The 16,594-nt window shown below is 67.3% G+C and carries 16 protein-coding genes; 10 read left to right on the forward strand and 6 right to left on the reverse strand.

Annotation, left to right across the window (positions count from 1 at the left end; all coding sequences use genetic code 11):
* Nucleotides 1-3: 3 nt before the first annotated feature.
* Complete coding sequence (locus G6N34_RS03680; RefSeq protein WP_085150507.1) at nucleotides 4-780, reverse strand: enoyl-CoA hydratase; 777 nt, start codon at nucleotides 778-780, stop codon at nucleotides 4-6.
* A gap of 13 nt (nucleotides 781-793) precedes the next feature.
* Nucleotides 794-1,837 (reverse strand): enoyl-CoA hydratase/isomerase family protein, encoded by a 1,044-nt coding sequence (locus tag G6N34_RS03685; RefSeq protein ID WP_085150509.1) that lies wholly within the window; start codon nucleotides 1,835-1,837, stop codon nucleotides 794-796.
* A 194-nt stretch (nucleotides 1,838-2,031) separates the two neighbouring features.
* On the opposite strand from G6N34_RS03685, the gene G6N34_RS03690 reads away from it, so the two are divergent.
* Nucleotides 2,032-2,865, forward strand: coding sequence for a Bax inhibitor-1/YccA family protein (locus G6N34_RS03690; RefSeq protein ID WP_085150543.1), 834 nt, complete (start codon nucleotides 2,032-2,034; stop codon nucleotides 2,863-2,865).
* 150 nt (nucleotides 2,866-3,015) lie between these two features.
* The gene (locus G6N34_RS03695; protein ID WP_085150511.1) at nucleotides 3,016-3,885 is read left to right on the forward strand and encodes an endonuclease domain-containing protein; all 870 of its coding nucleotides are present in this window, start codon (nucleotides 3,016-3,018) and stop codon (nucleotides 3,883-3,885) included.
* Between the two features lie 35 nt (nucleotides 3,886-3,920).
* Here the strand turns inward: G6N34_RS03695 and G6N34_RS03700 are convergent, their stop codons facing one another.
* Together G6N34_RS03700 and G6N34_RS03705 are read right to left on the reverse strand one after the other, a co-directional pair.
* A complete protein-coding gene (locus G6N34_RS03700) occupies nucleotides 3,921-5,138 on the reverse strand; it encodes an acetyl-CoA C-acetyltransferase (protein ID WP_085150513.1) in 1,218 nt (405 codons plus the stop codon).
* 50 nt (nucleotides 5,139-5,188) lie between these two features.
* Nucleotides 5,189-6,136, reverse strand: a complete 948-nt coding sequence (locus G6N34_RS03705; protein ID WP_085150515.1) for an SGNH/GDSL hydrolase family protein — start codon at nucleotides 6,134-6,136, stop codon at nucleotides 5,189-5,191.
* A 225-nt stretch (nucleotides 6,137-6,361) separates the two neighbouring features.
* Here G6N34_RS03705 and G6N34_RS03710 point away from each other — a divergent pair, with 225 nt between their 5' ends.
* The 5 genes from G6N34_RS03710 to G6N34_RS03730 all read left to right on the forward strand — a co-directional run bounded on the left by G6N34_RS03710 (nucleotide 6,362) and on the right by G6N34_RS03730 (nucleotide 12,071).
* Complete coding sequence (locus tag G6N34_RS03710; RefSeq protein ID WP_085150517.1) at nucleotides 6,362-7,414, forward strand: alpha/beta hydrolase; 1,053 nt, start codon at nucleotides 6,362-6,364, stop codon at nucleotides 7,412-7,414.
* Between the two features lie 59 nt (nucleotides 7,415-7,473).
* Nucleotides 7,474-8,868 (forward strand): cystathionine beta-synthase, encoded by a 1,395-nt coding sequence (locus G6N34_RS03715; RefSeq protein ID WP_085150519.1) that lies wholly within the window; start codon nucleotides 7,474-7,476, stop codon nucleotides 8,866-8,868.
* Between the two features lie 107 nt (nucleotides 8,869-8,975).
* A complete protein-coding gene (locus tag G6N34_RS03720) occupies nucleotides 8,976-10,007 on the forward strand; it encodes a DUF2189 domain-containing protein (protein ID WP_163645311.1) in 1,032 nt (343 codons plus the stop codon).
* A 233-nt stretch (nucleotides 10,008-10,240) separates the two neighbouring features.
* A complete protein-coding gene (locus tag G6N34_RS03725; protein ID WP_163645312.1) occupies nucleotides 10,241-10,885 on the forward strand; it encodes an RDD family protein in 645 nt (214 codons plus the stop codon).
* Between the two features lie 10 nt (nucleotides 10,886-10,895).
* On the forward strand, nucleotides 10,896-12,071 hold the full coding sequence (locus G6N34_RS03730; RefSeq protein WP_085154066.1) for a cystathionine gamma-synthase: 1,176 nt from the start codon (nucleotides 10,896-10,898) through the stop codon (nucleotides 12,069-12,071).
* A gap of 67 nt (nucleotides 12,072-12,138) precedes the next feature.
* On the opposite strand, the gene greA is transcribed toward G6N34_RS03730, so the two are convergent.
* Complete coding sequence (gene greA, locus G6N34_RS03735; protein ID WP_085153769.1) at nucleotides 12,139-12,633, reverse strand: transcription elongation factor GreA; 495 nt, start codon at nucleotides 12,631-12,633, stop codon at nucleotides 12,139-12,141.
* A 232-nt stretch (nucleotides 12,634-12,865) separates the two neighbouring features.
* Complete coding sequence (locus G6N34_RS03740; protein WP_085153771.1) at nucleotides 12,866-13,318, reverse strand: DUF4307 domain-containing protein; 453 nt, start codon at nucleotides 13,316-13,318, stop codon at nucleotides 12,866-12,868.
* 137 nt (nucleotides 13,319-13,455) lie between these two features.
* On the opposite strand from G6N34_RS03740, the gene mca reads away from it, so the two are divergent.
* The 3 genes from mca to G6N34_RS03755 are packed head-to-tail and all read left to right on the forward strand — an operon-like array spanning nucleotide 13,456 to nucleotide 16,584.
* The gene (gene mca, locus G6N34_RS03745) at nucleotides 13,456-14,322 is read left to right on the forward strand and encodes a mycothiol conjugate amidase Mca (protein WP_085154068.1); all 867 of its coding nucleotides are present in this window, start codon (nucleotides 13,456-13,458) and stop codon (nucleotides 14,320-14,322) included.
* Nucleotides 14,319-14,612 (forward strand): hypothetical protein, encoded by a 294-nt coding sequence (locus G6N34_RS03750; RefSeq protein WP_085153773.1) that lies wholly within the window; start codon nucleotides 14,319-14,321, stop codon nucleotides 14,610-14,612. The genes mca and G6N34_RS03750 overlap by 4 nt, the downstream gene beginning before the upstream one ends.
* On the forward strand, nucleotides 14,533-16,584 hold the full coding sequence (locus G6N34_RS03755) for a thioredoxin domain-containing protein (protein ID WP_085153775.1): 2,052 nt from the start codon (nucleotides 14,533-14,535) through the stop codon (nucleotides 16,582-16,584). Before G6N34_RS03750 ends, G6N34_RS03755 begins: the two co-directional genes overlap by 80 nt.
* The last annotated feature ends 10 nt before the right edge of the window (nucleotides 16,585-16,594 follow it).

Genomic DNA, 16,594 nt, shown 5'->3' on the forward strand with positions numbered 1-16,594 from the left:
ACTTTAGCGGTGCGTGAAGTTCGGTGGGCGCTTCTCGGTGAAGGCCCGCATCCCCTCGGTCTGGTCTTCGGTGGCGAATGCCGAATGGAACAGGCGCCGTTCGTAGAGCAGCCCTTCGGTCAGCGTCGTCTCGAAGGCGCGGTCGACGGCCTCCTTGGCCATCCGTGCGGCCGACAGCGACATCTGGGAGATGGTGGTCGCCACGGCCTTGGCCTCGGTGAGCAGATCGGCGGCGGGGACGATCCGGCTGACGAGTCCGGCGCGCTCGGCCTCCTCGGCGTCCATGTTGCGGCCGGTGAGGATCAGGTCCATGGCCTTGGCCTTGCCGATCGCGCGGGTCAGGCGCTGGCTTCCGCCCATGCCCGGCAGCACACCGAGTTTGATCTCGGGCTGACCGAACTTCGCGGTGTCGGCGGCAATCAGGATGTCGCACATCATCGCCAGTTCGCACCCGCCGCCCAGGGCGTATCCGGAGACCGCGGCGATCGTCGGGGTGCGCACGGCCGCGAACTCGCCCCACTTGGCGAAGAAGTCGCTGCTGAACACGTCGGCGAAGGACAGGTCGGCCATCTCTTTGATGTCGGCGCCCGCGGCGAAGGCCTTCTCGCTGCCGGTGAGGACGATCGCGCCGATGCCCGGGTCGTTGTCGAATTCCGCTGCCGCGGCGGTGACTTCGTTCATCACCTGGCTGTTGAGGGCGTTGAGCGCCTTGGGACGGTTCAACATGATGAGGCCGACGCGCTCTTCGCGTTCGACGATGATGGTCTCCCAGTTGGCCATGGGGCTTCTCCTTCTAGAAGGTGAGGTCGGGATCGGCGGGGGTGAAGTAGGCGTCGACGTCTTCTGCGGTGACCTGCGCCAGCGACGACGGGTTCCACTTGGGGTTGCGGTCTTTGTCGACAAGTTGGGCGCGGATGCCCTCGACGAAGTCATGGCTGCGCAGGCTCGCGCAGCTCACCCGGTACTCCTGGACCAGGATCTCTTCGAGGGAGCTCAAATCCGCTGCGCGACGAACCGATTCCAGCGTCACCGCCAGCGCGATGGGGGACCGCCCGGCAATCACGTCGGCGGCGTCGTTGGCCGCTGCGTCGTCATGTCCGCGGAGGGCGGCGACGATGTCGGTGACCGTGGGGGCCTGGTAGCACTCGTCGATCCAATGCCGTTGGGCCGCCAGTTGACTCGCGGGCGGCTCCTGGGCGTACTTGGCCAGCGCGGTGTCGACGTCGGACGCGATAATCTCGGCCGTGAATTCGGCAAGCTTGTCGTGTGCGACGAAGTGGTCGGCGAAGCCCAGCGCGATCGCGTCGGCCCCGGAGAACGGCGCACCGGTCAGTGCGGCATGCAGGCCCAGTGCACCCGCGCGGGCCAGCAGATCCGTGCCGCCGACGTCGGGGATGAAGCCGATGCCGACCTCGGGCATCGCCATCTTCGTGGTGTCGGTGACGACGCGGACGCTGCCGTGTGAGCCGATGCCGACGCCGCCGCCCATCACGATGCCGTCCATCAGCGCGACGTACGGCTTGGGGTAGCTGCCGATGAGGGCGTTGACCTGGTACTCGTCGAACCAGAACTTCCTCGCAGCACTGCCGTCGGCGCGTGCACTGTGATACAACGCCACCACGTCGCCGCCAGCGCACAGGCCGCGTTCGCCCGCTCCGTCGACGACGACGGTGCGGATGGCGTCGTCGTCGGCCCATTCGCGCAGGCGTTCGGCGAGCACGTCGATCATCGTCTGGTTGAGCGAGTTGATGGCCTTGGGCCGGTTCAGCGTCAGGATGCCGACGCCGTTGTCGACGCGGGTCAGGATCTCGTCGGAGTCAGCGGTCACGCGTGTCATTCCTGTCAGCTCAGAGGATGCCCGATATTAGTTGGACATCCTAGTATCGGGAGCGCCTCCGACGACAGTGCCCCCAAAAGCGCCCCTCAAAAGCCGTCGAAAATTCTCCCAGGAATGGGAACTGGCCAGGGAAGCTGTTCGTTGACCCTGTGTTCATGCAAGACTTTCAGGTACCTCACAGGAAGGAACCGACGGTGCGGGAAACCAGCAATCCGGTATTCCGCTCGCTGCCAAAGCAGCAGGGCGGATACGCGACATTCGGCTCCGGTGCCGCCGGCGCCGCAGCGGCGCAGGTACACCAGGGCTATGAGCCCTACGTCGAGGAGCAGCGCGGGGTCTCCCGGCCGCTGACCATCGATGACGTCGTCACCAAGACGGGCATCACGCTCGCCGTGCTGACGGCGATGGCAGTCGTCTCCTACTACATCGCCTCGGTGAACCTGGGCCTGGCCATGCCGCTGGCAATGGTCGGCGCCATCGGTGGCCTGGTGCTGGTGCTGGTGGCGACGTTCGGCCGCAAGCAGGACAACCCGGCGATCGTCCTGAGCTACGCGGCCCTCGAGGGTCTGTTCCTCGGCGCGATCTCCTACCTCTTCGCCAATGTCATCTCCAACGGTGGCTACTCGATGATCACCCAGGCGGTCGTCGGCACGCTCGGCGTGTTCTTCGGCATGCTCGTGGTCTACAAGACCGGCGCAATCCGTGTGACGCCGAAGTTCACCCGGATGATCGTTGCGGGCATGTTCGGCGTGCTGGCACTGATGCTGGTCAACCTGCTGGCGGCGTGGATCGGCGGCGGCGACGGCCTCGGCCTGCGCAGCGGTGGCGCGCTGGCGATCGGCTTCTCGCTGCTGTGCATCGGCCTGGCGGCGTTCAGCTTCCTGATCGACTTCGATGCCGCTGACCAGATGATCCGCGCGGGTGCGCCGGAGAAGGCGGGCTGGGGCGTCGCCCTGGGCCTGACCGTCACCCTGGTCTGGCTGTACGTCGAGATCCTGCGACTGCTCAGCTACTTCCAGAGCGACTAGCAGTCTCCGTCAGAAGGCCCGGTGCGAGCACGCACCGGGCCTTCTGCTTTTGGCGCCGAGACTGCTGACAGTGCGAACTCTGTCCCCAGATTCCGCACTCCCAGCAGTCTCGGGACGTCGGGCACTGGGAGGTTCATCGATCCTGCGGGCATGAACCCCGAAATGCGCCCTTTCATCGGCAGCGAGGCACTGGTCAATGGCCGGCTCACCGCCTATGAGCTGCGAGCCCGCTTCCGCGCGCTGTATCCGGACGTCTATCTCCCGAAAGAAGTGGTGCCCAGTCTCAGGCAGCGGACCATCGCCGCCTGGCTGTGGTCGCACCGTCAAGGCGTGATCGCCGGTCGGGCCGCGGCGGCACTGCACGGCAGCAAATGGGTGGACGACAACGCCGAGATCGACCTGGTCTGGCCGAATTCGCGATCGGCACGCGGAATTCGAACGTGCGATGCCCGCCTTCGGCGAAGCGAGTATCAGTCTGTCGAAGGAATGCTCATCACGAGTCCGGCGCGGACGGCGTTCGATATGGGGAGGCAGCTGTCCGTCGATGAGGGCGTTGCACAGCTGGATGCCCTCGGAAACGTCACACGGTTGCCGCGGGCTGCGGTGGAGGCTGTTGCCGCGAATCACCCTGGTTCACGGAGGATTCGCCGGTTACGGGAGGCGCTTGACCTGTATGACCCAGGAGCCCAATCTCCGAAGGAGACCTGGCTGCGCCTGCTCGCGATCAGGGCTGGATATCCGCGACCGCGCACCCAGATACCGGTCGACTGCGGATATCGGCGCTTCTACCTCGATATGGGCTGGGACAAGCCGAAGATCGCGCTCGAGTACGACGGCGCACATCATCGTCAGAGCGTCAGGGAAGTTCGGTACGACATTGAGCGCATGGAGTTGCTCACCGCGCGCGGCTGGATCGTCATCCGGGTGATCGCCGGGACGCGCCCGGACGATGTGTTGGAGCGTCTACGTCGTGCCTGGCGACAGCGAGACTGCGGTGACTGCGAAAGCGAAGCCGGATAATCGCACTCACCGCAGTCTCGGCCGGAATCGGCGACTTAGGAGAGGCGCTCCAGCACCATCGCCATACCCTGCCCGCCGCCGACGCACATGGACTCGATGCCCAGCGACTTGTCGTGAGTGGTCAGGTTGTTCAGCAGCGTGGCCGTGATGCGCGCGCCCGTCATACCGAACGGATGACCCAGCGCGATCGCACCACCGGAGACGTTGAGACGGTCCTCGTCCATGCCCAGCGCGCGGGCCGAACCCACGACCTGCACCGCGAACGCCTCGTTGATCTCGTAGAGGTCGACGTCCGAGAGTTCCATCTTGGCGTTGCCCAGGGCCTTCTTGATGGCCTCGATCGGGCCCAGGCCCATGATCTCCGGCGACAGACCCGACACACCTGTGGACACGATGCGGGCCAGCGGGGTCAGACCGAGTTCCTTGGCCTTGGTGTCGCTCATGATCACCACGGCCGCGGCGCCGTCGTTGAGCGGGCAGGCGTTGCCCGCCGTCACGGTGCCGTTGGGCCGGAACACCGGCTTGAGGCTCGAGATGCCTTCGTAGGTCGTGCCCGCGCGCGGGCCGTCGTCGGTGGTGACGACCGTGCCGTCGGGCAGCGTGACGGGCGAGATCTCACGCGCGAAGAACCCGCTCTTGATGGCCTCCTCGGCGCGGTTCTGGCTGCGCACAGCCCAGCGGTCCTGATCCTCGCGGGTGATCCCGGTGTGCAGGGCGACGTTCTCGGCGGTCTGGCCCATCGCGATGTAGACGTCGGGCAGCTTTCCGGCCTCGCGCGGGTCGGTCCAGGAGTCGGCGCCCTCGGCCTGACTCGCGGTGCGGGCCTGCGCTTCGGCGAAGATGGGGTTCTTGCTGTTGGGTGCGCCGTCGGCGGCTCCCACGCCGAAGCGCGACACCGCCTCGACGCCGGCCGAGATGAACACGTCGCCCTCGCCGGCCTTGATGGCGTGGAACGCCATGCGGGTGGTCTGCAGCGACGACGAACAGTAGCGGTTCACAGTGGTGCCGGGCAGGTAGTCGTAGCCCAACTGCACCGCGACCGAACGGGCGATGTTGTAGCCCGCCTCGCCTGCGGGCTGGGCGCAGCCCATCATCAGGTCGTCGATCTCGCGCGGGTCGAGGGCGGGCACCTTGTCGAGTGCGGCCCGGACCATCTGGACGGCCAGATCGTCGGGGCGCATGGTCGCGAGCGAGCCCTTCACGGCGCGGCCGATCGGGGAGCGGGCAGTGGCGACGATGACGGCTTCAGGCATGGTGGCCTCCTCTAAAAGGACAACTGAACAAGTGCTTGGTTGGGTTCACGCTAGCCCGACGACACCACCAGGGGCGCGGGCACCCCGGTGGTCCGGCGTGGCCAAATCCGGGCCAGCATCCGCAGGCGGGTGCCCAGCGACCGGTTCTCGGCGCCCCGGGACTCCCACGGCAGCTCACCGGCGGCCTCACCCAGCCCGTACCGCAGCGCCGGGAGCAGCTGCTGGGCCGCGATCTGGTAGCCGGCCGCGGACGGGTGGTACTGATCGGCAGAGAACAGCAGTTCGGGTTGCTTCTGGAATTCGGGCGCCAGAAGATCGGCGAACGGCACCGGCACGCCGCCTGCCGCGCGAACGGCGGACGCCTGGGCCCGCGCCAGGCGCAGTCCGAGACTGCGGGCCACGAAGCGCAGCGGTTGCGGGATCGCGGTGATGACGCCGAAGTCCGGACAGGTCCCGACCACGACGACGGCCCCGCTGGCGCGCAGGCGTTTGACGGCATCCCCGAGCCGACGGGCCGAGGCCGCGGTGCCGTTGAGTGCGGTCAGGTCGTTGGCGCCGATCATGATCACCGCGGCGTCCGGAGGTGGTCCCGCGACGAACATCGCGTCGACCTGTCCGGACAGCCCTTTCGACGTCGCACCCACGATCGCCTTGGTACTCAACCGAATCCGCTTCCCGGACGCCTCGGCGAGGCCCCGCGCCAGGAGCACGCCCGGCACTTCGTCGGCTTCTCGGCAGCCGTAACCGGTGGCCGTCGAATCGCCGAAGATCATCAGGTGGAGGTCGACGGGGACATCACGTTGCCAACGTTCCACCGCGCCGCCGTCGGGCGCGTACACGCCGTCGGCGCGCGGTGGCACGTCCCACGCCTTCGGGATCACCTCCCGGGCCTGAGCGGCCTGACCGCTGAGGAGATTGCGCGCGCTGAGCACACCGACCCCCACGCCGGTGGAGGCCAGGACTGCGGCGAGTGTCAGACGCGAAGCGCGTGAGCCCACGCGTCCCAGTCTAAGCACGCGGCACCGGGATCTCCGGTTGCTGACGGCCCTGCGTCGTTCGCTGGGATCACGGAGTTGTCTCGGATGGGGCATCAATCTGAGCAAAAAGATTGTTAATACTTTGGGAAGTGTCAAGCTAAGTTATCCGAGTTGGCTGAACGGGGGATACAACGTTCACAGTGCTCGGTGAGACAGGCCGCTACACCGACGTAGGGGAGTGTTGACATGACGGCACCAAGCAGGGTCTCTGGCGCTCCTCGCGCGCACGTTCGTGCAGGTGGGGTTCGCAGACCGAGGAAATTTCCCGTCAGCGACGGCGCGCCCCTCGAGATTGTCGAGACGTCGATCAGCATGATGGCCAGGCTGGCCACACTGACGTGTCGAGCGACAATCCGGCCTGCTCTGGCCATTGGCAGCTACGTTCCGCACCTGCCGTGGCCGTTCGGCGTCGTCGATCAACTGGCGCGGACGCTGGCGCCGACGCCGGGTACCGTCCGTGCCACCATCGGGTTGCCGAACGCCTCCGCGATGCTGGTTCGGGCGCCGGGTGTGCTGCCTGCCGACGGCAACCGGCGGGTCGTGCTCTATCTGCACGGCGGAGCCTTCCTGACGTGCGGCGTGAACTCGCACGGTCGGATCGCCAACACGCTGTCGCAGTACGCCGACACGCCGGTACTGGTGGTCAACTACCGAATGATCCCCAAGCACACGGTTGGCGAGGCGGTCGACGACTGTCACGACGCCTACCGCTGGCTGAGGCTGCGCGGCTACGACCCGAGTCAGATTGTGCTCGCCGGTGATTCGGCCGGCGGCTACCTGGCCATGACGCTCGCGCAGCGGTTGCAGGTCGAGGGTGAGGCGCCTGCCGCGCTGGTGGCGATCTCGCCGCTGCTGCAGTTGGCCAAGGAGCCGAAACAGGCCCACCCCAATATCAAGACCGACGCGATGTTCCCGCCCCGCGCGTTCGACGCACTGGTGGATCTGGTGGCCCGCGCCGCGGCCAAGCGCATCGTGGACGGCGAGCCCGAGCAGGTCTACGAGCCTCTCGACCACATCGAACCAGGCCTTCCCCGCACCCTGATCCACGTGTCCGGTTCGGAGGTCCTGCTGCACGACGCGCGGCTCGCCGCTCGCCGGCTCGCCGCGGCCGGCGTGCCGACCGAGGTGCGGGTCTGGCGGGGGCAGATCCACGACTTCCAGATGGCGGCGCCGCTGATCCCCGAGGCCAAACGGTCGCTGCGTCAGATCGGCGATTACATCCGCGAGGCGACGGGCTGACCGACCGCTGCTGACCGACCGCTGCTGACCTTCCGCGCCGACTGAGCGAAGATAGAGGGATGCGGATCGCCCGGCACATCAGTGACCTCATCGGCAACACTCCTCTGGTTCGACTCAACTCGGTCGTGCCCGAAGGGGTCGGCACCGTGGTGGCCAAGATCGAATACCTCAATCCCGGCGGCAGCTCGAAGGACCGCATCGCGGTCAAGATGATCGACGCCGCCGAAGCCAGCGGAGAGCTCAAGCCCGGAGGCACGATCGTCGAGCCGACGTCGGGCAACACCGGCGTGGGGCTCGCGCTCGTCGCGCAGCAGCGCGGCTACCACTGCATCTTCGTCTGCCCCGACAAGGTCAGCGAGGACAAGCGCAACGTGCTGCGCGCGTATGGCGCTGAGGTGGTCGTCTGCCCGACGGCGGTGCCGCCGGACCATCCCGACAGCTACTACAGCGTGTCCAACCGGCTGGTCACCGAGATCGAGGGGGCCTGGAAGCCGGACCAGTACTCCAATCCGAACGGTCCGGAAAGCCATTACGAGACCACGGGTCCCGAGATCTGGGCGGACACCGACGGCAAGGTCACGCACTTCGTCGCCGGCGTCGGCACGGGCGGCACCATCACCGGTGCGGGCCGCTACCTCAAGGAGGTCTCTGACGGTGCGGTCAAGGTGATCGGCGCCGACCCGGAGGGCTCGGTGTACTCCGGTGGGACCGGCCGGCCCTACCTGGTCGAGGGCGTCGGCGAGGACTTCTGGCCCAGCGCCTATGACCCGAGCATCCCCGACGAGATCATCGCGGTGTCCGACGCGGACTCGTTCGAGATGACTCGCCGCCTGGCCCGCGAGGAGGGCCTGCTGGTCGGCGGGTCGTGCGGGATGGCTGTGGTGGCGGCGATCGAGGTGGCGGCCAAGGCCGGACCGGATGCGCTGGTCGTGGTGCTGTTGCCGGACGGCGGGCGCGGTTACCTGTCGAAGATCTTCAACGACTCGTGGATGTCGTCCTATGGCTTCCTCCGGAGCCGACTCGACGGGTCCACCAGCGAACCGATGGTCGGAGATGTGTTGCGCGGAAAGTCCGGTTCACTGCCTGACCTGGTTCACACCCATCCGTCCGAGACGATCCGTGACGCGATCGGCATCCTGCAGGAGTACGGCGTCTCGCAGATGCCCGTCGTCGGTGCCGAACCGCCGATCATGGCCGGTGAGGTCGCGGGCAGCGTGTCCGAACGGGAACTGCTCTCGGCCGTGTTCGAGGGGCGCGCGCACCTCGCGGACGCGGTATCTCAGCACATGAGTCCTGCGATGCCGTTGATCGGTGCAGGGGAGCCCGCGAGTTCGGCGGCCAAGGCTCTGCGCGAATGCGATGCCGTGATGGTGGTCGAGGACGGAAAACCGGTCGGAGTCATCACGCGCAGCGACCTGCTGGGATTTCTGTCGGAAGGTAATGCTCACCGCTGATCTTGGAGAAATCCACGGAGCAATCTCCGTGGTGGAGTTTCACCGTTCCGTCATACATCTCGGGTAGTGTTCGCCGCTGAATCAGCATTCCACCGTAGAAGGCGAATATGACCGAGACCCCGCCACCTCCGCCCGGCAGTACTCCGCCTCCCGGGGACTACCCGCCGCCTCCGCCCGGTGGCCCCGGAGCGGTTCCGCCGCCTCCGCAGGGCGGCTACCCGCCGCCTCCGCAGGGCGGCTACCCGCCGCCTCCGCAGGGCGGCTACCCGCCGCCCCCGCAGGGCGGCTACCCGCCGCCCCCGCAGGGCGGCTACCCGCCGCCCCCGCAGGGCGGCTACCCGCCGCCTGCGCCGCCCGCAGGTGGATATCCGCCGCCCCCGCCCGCGCAGGGTGGGTACGCCCCGCCGCCGGTCGGCTACGGCGCGCCGGCCCCCGCGTTCAGCGTCGGCGATGGGTTCAGTTGGGCGTGGAACAAGTTCAGCAAGAACGCCGGCCCGCTGATCGTCGCAACGCTGGTGCTCGGGCTTGTCGTGAGCATCATCTCGAGCATCTTCCAGGCCATCGCCACTGCTGTGTCACCGGACCAGGTGACCACCTATGACACCGACGATTTCGACTTCCTGTTCTCCACTGAGGTCAACTACAGCGTGGCGGGACTGTTCGTCCTGTTCCTCGGCTACCTGGTGGTTCTCGTGGTGGCAGCCGCCATTGGATCGGCCTACATCGGCGGCGCCCTGGACATCGCCAACGGCGTACCGGTGACCTTCGGGTCGTTCTTCAAGCCGCGCAATGTCGGCGCCTATATCGTGCTGGGCTTGATCGCCGGCGTCATCACGGGCATCGGCTTCGCACTGTGCTTCCTGCCGGGCCTGATCGCGACGCTGTTCCTGTTCTTCTCGACGGTCGCTCTGCTGGACCGCAATCTGTCACCGATCGACGCCATCAAGACCAGTTTCAACTTGGTGAAGAACAACTTCGGTCAGGTGTTCCTGGTGTGGCTGCTGACTCTGGTGATCACCGCGGTCGGCGTGCTGCTGTGCGGTGTGGGTCTGCTGGTGGCCGCTCCGCTGGCCCTGCTGTTCCAGATCTACGCCTTCCGCAAGCTCAGTGGCGCCGACGTCGCGCCGGCAACACCCTGAGTCGACAGGAGTAGCGATTGGGGCGGCACTCCGGTGCCGCCCCAATCGTCTTTACCGACCATTCAGGGCGCGCCGATATTTGAGATCGGCGCCATTCGATTGACGATCTTCGCGTTATTCGAAATGGCGTCGGACGAACAAGTCAATTGCGGATGAATTCACATTGAGAAGGAGATCGGGGCGCGACCGCGGGTACCGTCGGCGTCTCGGTCTTCGTGAGAGAGGACGTTGTCGTGACGCAGCCCCCGCCGTGGCCCTATAACCCGTCGCCATCGCCGGAGTACGGAGCGGCGGCAGCCTACGGATATCCGACCTACGGTCAGCAGCCCTACGGCTACCCGCCCCCACCGCGCGGCGTGGTGTTCTTTCCGGGGGTGGGCGCCGTCGAGGTCGCGTCGTTCGGCCAGCGGTTCGTTGCCAGGCTCATCGACGGCGTCATCAACGTGCTTGGCATCGGCGTGATAGTCGGAGCCGGCGTGGCGGCGCTGATCGCCACCACGCATGACACCGTCGACGCCTGGGGCACCACGTCCCGGGAACCGTCGGCGGGCGGCGTCGCCATCCTGTTGCTCTCGATCGCCTTCGCGTTCGTCCTCGGAGTCCTCTACGAGTGGCTGTTCATCGCGTTCCGTGGCGCCACGCCCGGCAAGATGGCGCTGGGTGTCGTCGTCGTCGACGAGGCCACCGCGCAACCGATCGGACTGGGAAGATCGCTGCTGCGCGTGCTGTTCCCGGCGGTCGCGAACTGGGTGCTGCCGATCGCGGCGCTGGTCATCTATCTGTCTCCGCTGTTCGACGGCACCGGCCGGCTCAAGGGCTGGCATGACCAGTTGGCCAAGGACTTCGTGGTGAAGAAGGCGGGTCTGCCCGCCCGATAAGCTCATGCGAATGAGCGAGCAACGAAGCCGTGCCGACGCGCACTCCTGGCAGGGTCTGGCCACCCGCGCGATTCACGCCGGTTACCGACCCGATCCCGCGACCGGCGCCGTCAACGCCCCGATCTACGCCAGTTCGACCTTCGCCCAGGACGGCGTGGGCGGACTGCGTGGCGGATTCGAGTACGCCAGGACCGGAAACCCCACCCGCGCCGCCCTGGAGGCGTCGTTGGCCGCCGTCGAAGGGGGAACCTTCGGGCGCGCGTTCGCGTCGGGCATGGCCGCTACGGACTGCGCGCTGCGCGCGCTGCTGCGCCCCGGCGACCACGTCGTGATCCCGGACGACGCCTACGGTGGCACCTTCCGCCTGATCGACAAGGTGTTCAGCCAGTGGGGCGTCACCCACACCCCGGTGGCACTGTCGGACACCGATGCGGTGCGGGCCGCGTTGACGGAGAAGACCAGGCTGATCTGGGTCGAGACGCCGACCAACCCGCTGCTGTCCATCGCGGACATCGAGGCGATTTCGGCGATCGGCACCGAGCGCGGCGTCAAGGTGTTGGTGGACAACACCTTTGCCTCACCCGCGCTGCAGCAGCCGTTGTCGCTGGGTGCGGACATCGTGCTGCACTCGACCACGAAGTACATCGGTGGGCACTCCGATGTGGTGGGCGGCGCGCTGGTGACCGATGACGAGGAACTCGACACCGCGTTCGCGTTCCTGCAGAACGGCGCCGGTGCAGTGCCCGGACCGTTCGACGCGTATCTGACCATGCGCGGGCTCAAGACCCTGGTGATCCGGATGCAGCGGCATTCGGAGAACGCCGCCGCCGTCGCTGAGTTCCTGGACGGCCACTCCGCCGTGAGTCAGGTGCTGTACCCAGGCCTGCCGCAGCACCCGGGCCACGACGTCGCCGCGCGGCAGATGAGCGGATTCGGCGGCATGATCTCGGTCCGGATGCGGGGCGGAATCGAAGCTGCGCGCCAATTGTGCTCGAAGACTGAGATTTTCATTCTTGCTGAATCTTTGGGTGGAGTGGAGTCATTGATCGAACATCCCGGCGCCATGACGCACGCGTCGACCGCGGGCTCGCAGTTGGAGGTCCCCGAGGATCTGGTCCGGCTTTCGGTCGGCATCGAGGACGTCAGCGACCTCATCGGCGACCTGCAGCAGGCTCTGGAGTCCTGACGCAGAAACGACTGAGCGGATCTGTCTGGAATTCAGACAGATCCGCTCAGTCGTTTACGGGAAGAACTCAGCCCTGGTAGGGCTCGGCCGAAACCAGGGTCACCTCAACGGTGCTGCCGTTGGGGACCGTGTAGCTGCGGGTGTCGCCCACCTTGGCGTCGAGCAGCGCACCGCCCAGCGGAGAGTTGGGGGAGTAGACCTCGAGGTCGCCGCCGTTGACGCCCTGCTCGCGGGTGCCGATGAGGAACGTCTCGGTGTCCGACTTGTCGCCGTCGTAGTAGACCGTCACCACTGAACCGGGCAGTGCCACACCGGACTGCTTGGGGGCCTCGCCCACCTTGGCGTTGTTCAGCAGTTCCTGGAGTTGGCGGATGCGGGCCTCCTGCTGGCCCTGCTCCTCACGGGCGGCGTGGTAGCCGCCGTTCTCCCGCAGGTCGCCCTCTTCGCGTCGGTCGTTGATCTCCGCGGCAATGACGGGGCGGTTGGCGATCAGTTGGTCCAGTTCGGCCTTGAGTCGGTCGTAGGACTCCTGGGTCAGCCAGGTCACCTGGGTGTCAGTCATGTTGTTCGCGCTCCCTCGTTGGTCGGCTTGCGCTGTGGTCTGCGCTCGGCAGTCTGGGCCTATGGGGGCGCCTGCCGGGGCATGCGGATTCCGCGCCGTATTGCATCTCTGTGCCGCGGTGTTCGCGCTAAGAAGCAATACACGGCCCCAGCAGGAACCGTGTATGTGTGAATCATACCACTGGGCCGTCAACCAGCCTTCACGATTGTGCACCCCGGGGTTGGTCTGACGGTCACCCGCGGGGTTCCTCCACGAGGTATCCGGGCACGTCGGTACCGCACCCGTAGACGTCGCCGATCACGGGCGGCCTCGAGGTCTTGACCAGGGCCGTGACCTGCACAGTCGACTCCGTGGCCGGCGGAACCAGAAGCTCGCGCCTGCCCGTTTCGCTGCCGTCCTTGGACCGCCCCCGCAGGATGCACACGACGGGCTGGGAAGGGTCGGCACGAGTCACGCTGACCGTCACCTCCACGGTCCGGTCGTCGATCAGCCGATAGCTCGCGAGTTCCCCCTTGACGTCCCCGCTGCCCCAGCGCTGATAGGCGACGGTCGCGACCACGATCCCGATCGCGACCACCAGGACCGTCAGCGCGGCGATGGCCATGCGATTGGGCCCGCGCAGCGGTTTCCCGTAGCGGGACTCGGGGCGCGCGGGCGTGGCGTCGGTGTCTGAGGCGTCGGTCATTGTGTGTGGTACGCGTCTCTGGTGGGGGATCGGGTGTGTGGCCACATTCGTCGGGATGAAAAGATTGCGGCGGGTACTTGAGAATAAGGCCTGCCCCTCACGGGGCCACGACGACTATGAGCGAACGAAGGCGCACGGTGACCCAACTGCGGCTGATGGCGGTGCACGCCCACCCGGACGATGAGTCCAGCAAGGGTGCGGCGACGACTGCCCGTTATGTCGACGAGGGGCACCGCGTGATGGTCGTGTCGCTGACCGGCGGGGAGCGCGGCAGCATTCTCAATCCAGCCATGGACCTGCCCGACGTGCACGGTCGCATCGCCGAGATCCGCCGCGACGAGATGGCCAAGGCCGCCGAGATCCTCGGTGTCGAGCACACCTGGCTGGGGTTCGTGGACTCCGGCCTTCCCGAGGGTGACCCCGCGCCGCCGCTGCCCGAGGGATGCTTCGCCCTGGTCCCACTCGAAGAACCGGTCGAACGTCTGGTGCGTGTCATCAGGGAGTTCCGTCCGCACGTGATGACGACCTACGACGAGAACGGCGGCTACCCGCATCCCGATCACATTCGATGCCACCAGGTGTCCGTCGCGGCCTATGAGGCGGCCGCCGACTACCGGCGCTTCCCGGACGCGGGGCGCCCGTGGGCCGTGTCGAAGCTGTACTACAACCACGGCTTCCTGCGGCAGCGGATGCAGATGCTCCAGGACGAGTTCGCCAAACACGGTCGCACCGGCCCCTTCGAGAAATGGCTGCAGAGTTGGGATCCCGACCATGACCAGTTTGCGGACCGCGTGACCACCCGGGTCGAGTGCTCGGCGTACTTCGAACGTCGCGACGACGCGCTGCGGGCCCACGCCACGCAGATCGACCCCACGGGTGACTTCTTCACCGCGCCGATCGAGTGGCAGCAGCGGTTGTGGCCCACGGAGGAATTCGAACTGGCACGCTCCCGCGTGCCGGTGACGTTGCCCGAGACAGACCTCTTCGCCGGGATCGAACGATGAACCAACTGCTTCTTGTCGGATTGACCGTGCTCGCCGAGGAGGGACCGCGCAACACCGGCCCGGACTTCGGCAAGGCCAGCCCCGTCGGCCTGCTGATCGTGGTGCTCCTGCTCGTCGGCACCTTCGGCCTGGTGTGGTCGATGAACCGACACCTGAAGAACCTGCCCGAATCGTTCGACCCGGAGCATCCCGAACCCGACCAGGCGGTCGATGAGGGCACCACCGCCGGACCCGACGATTCGAACCCTTCTGCGACGTCACGGGAGACCGGTGGCCAACCGCCTGGGTGAGGCCACAAGCCCCTACCTCCGCCAGCACGCCGACAACCCCGTGCACTGGTGGGAATGGACGCCGGAGGCGTTGGCTGAGGCCGCGCACCGCGACGTCCCGATCCTGTTGTCGATCGGATACGCGGCCTGCCACTGGTGTCATGTGATGGCCCACGAGTCGTTCGAGGACGACGAGGTCGCGGCGGTCATGAACGCCGGATTCGTGTGCATCAAGGTCGACCGTGAGGAACGCCCCGATCTGGACGCGGTCTACATGAACGCGACGGTCGCGCTGACCGGCCAGGGCGGTTGGCCGATGACGTGCTTCCTGACGCCGGACGGGCGTCCGTTCTTCTGCGGGACGTACTACCCCAAGCCGCAGTTCCTGCAACTCCTTTCGGCGGTCGAGGACACCTGGCAGGGCCGTCGCGACGAAGTCGAGCAGGCATCAGACCACATCACCGGCGAGTTGCGCAGGATGGCCGGAGGGCTGCCCGACGGTGGGGTGGAAGTCTCGGCCGAGTTGTGCGAACACGCCGTTGCCATGGTGCTGCGCGAGGAGGACACCGCGCGCGGCGGCTTCGGCGGCGCCCCCAAGTTCCCGCCGTCGGCACTGCTGGAGGGACTGCTGCGCAACTATGAGCGCACCGGGTCCGACGAGGTGTTGGCGGCGGTGGCGCGCACGGGTTCGGCCATGGCGCGCGGCGGCATCTACGACCAGTTGGCCGGCGGATTCGCCCGCTACAGCGTCGACAACGACTGGGTGGTGCCGCATTTCGAGAAGATGCTGTACGACAACGCGCTGCTGCTGAGGGCGTACGCGCATTGGGCACGGCGCACCGGTGATCCGTTGGCGGTGCGTGTAGCGGGTCAGACAGCTGACTTCCTGCTGCGCGATCTGTCGGCGGGCGACATGTTCATCTCGTCGCTGGACGCCGACGCCGACGGCGTCGAGGGCTCCACCTACGTGTGGACCCCGGATCGGTTGCGCGACGTCCTCGGTGATGACGACGGACGTTGGGCTGCAGAGGTGTTCGAAGTCACCGCGGGCGGCACGTTCGAACACGGCAGCTCGGTGCTGCAACTGCTGTCTGATCCGGGTGACCCTGAGCGATTGCGCCGGGTCAGCGCGGCGTTGCTGACGGCGCGCGCGGAGCGGATTCAGCCCGGCCGTGACGACAAGGTGATCGCGGCATGGAACGGCCTGGCGATCACCGCGCTCGGCGAGGCCAGCGTGGCGCTGGACCGTCCTGATCTTCTTGAGGCCGCAATCCGTTGTGCGCGTGCGCTGTTGGATGTCCATCTGGTCAACGGCAGGCTGCGGCGCGCAAGCCTCGGCGGACGGGTCGGCGACAGTGTCGCGATCCTCGAGGACCACGCCACCCTGGCCACCGGCCTGCTCACACTGCATCAACTCACCGGTGCGGCGGAGTGGGTCACCGCGGCCACCGCGCTTCTGGACACCGCGTTGGCGCACTTCACCGATCCGGACCGCCCCGGTCGGTGGTTCGACACGGCCGATGACGCCGAGCAGTTGATGGTCCGGCCGGCCGACCCGATCGACGGCGCCACCCCGTCTGGAGCCTCCACGATCGCCGAAGCCCTCTTGACCGCAGCGCATCTCGTCGACGTCGACCGTGCGTCGACCTATGCGGCCGCCGCCGCGGAGACCCTGCTCGCGCACACTCCGGTGCTGGCGCGCGCGGCCCGGTCGGCTGGGCACTGGCTGGCGGTGGCCGAGACCGCGGTGCGTGGGCCTCTGCAGATCGCGGTGGCGTGCGAGGGCTCTGACTCCGCGCTGCTCGCGCAGGCCCGCAGGTTGGCACCCGGCGGCGCCGTCGTCGTCGGGGGAGAGGTTGACTCGTCGCCGCTGCTGCTGCGCCGGGATCGCGTCGACGGCGCGGATGCGGCCTACGTGTGCCGCGGCACGGTGTGCGATCTGCCCGTCACGGACGTCGGGGATCTGGCCGCCGCGCTGAACACGTCCGTGTAGCGTGCGGCAC

The organism is Mycolicibacterium confluentis, assembly GCF_010729895.1.
Lineage (GTDB): Bacteria > Actinomycetota > Actinomycetes > Mycobacteriales > Mycobacteriaceae > Mycobacterium > Mycobacterium confluentis.